This window comes from Streptococcus sp. 1343 (assembly GCF_013277355.1).
Classification (GTDB): domain Bacteria; phylum Bacillota; class Bacilli; order Lactobacillales; family Streptococcaceae; genus Streptococcus; species Streptococcus pseudopneumoniae.
This window is the reverse complement of record NZ_VMMT01000112.1, coordinates 1-589: the sequence shown is the minus strand read 5'-3', so window position 1 is coordinate 589 and position 589 is coordinate 1. Positions and strand designations below refer to the sequence as shown.

At 41.8% G+C, this 589-nt stretch carries 1 pseudogene; it reads left to right on the top strand.

The annotated features are described in order from the left end of the window. A pseudogene (locus HT709_RS11475) lies at positions 1-589 on the top strand (IS630 family transposase); the annotation flags it as partial.

Sequence of the window (589 nt, the reverse complement as noted above, 5' to 3'; positions counted from 1 at the left end):
TGCTAGATTGCAATAAAACAACTGTTTGGAGGAATTTGAAAAAATATAAGGAGTTTGGTTTAGAAGCGCTTCTTCAAGAGACCCGTGGTGGACGTCATAGAGAATATATGACTTACGAAGAAGAACAAGCATTTCTAAAACGTCATATAGAAGCTGCTCAGGCTGGGGAATTTGTAACTGTCAATCAGTTATTTGAAGCCTATCAAAAAGAGATTGGTCGCACTTCCACACGTGATGGTTTCTATTATCTCCTGAAACGACATGGTTGGCGAACGGTCACTCCTCGACCTGAGCATCCCAAGAAGGCAGACGCTCAGACAATTGAGACGTCTAAAAATAAAATCTACATTCGAGACCTTGAGTAAGCGCTTTAAAGAAGAGGGGACTTATAACAAAGTACGTTTGATGTACCAAGATGAAGCTGGTTTCGGAAGAATCAGTAAGATGAGTTCTTGTTGGGCTCCTCAAGGAATCCGACCTAGCATTCCTAGTCATTATATGCGAGAATATCGCTATTGTTATGGGGCAGTAGATGCTCAGACAGGAGATTCCTTTTTCCTCATTGCTGGAGGATGCAATACTGAGTGGA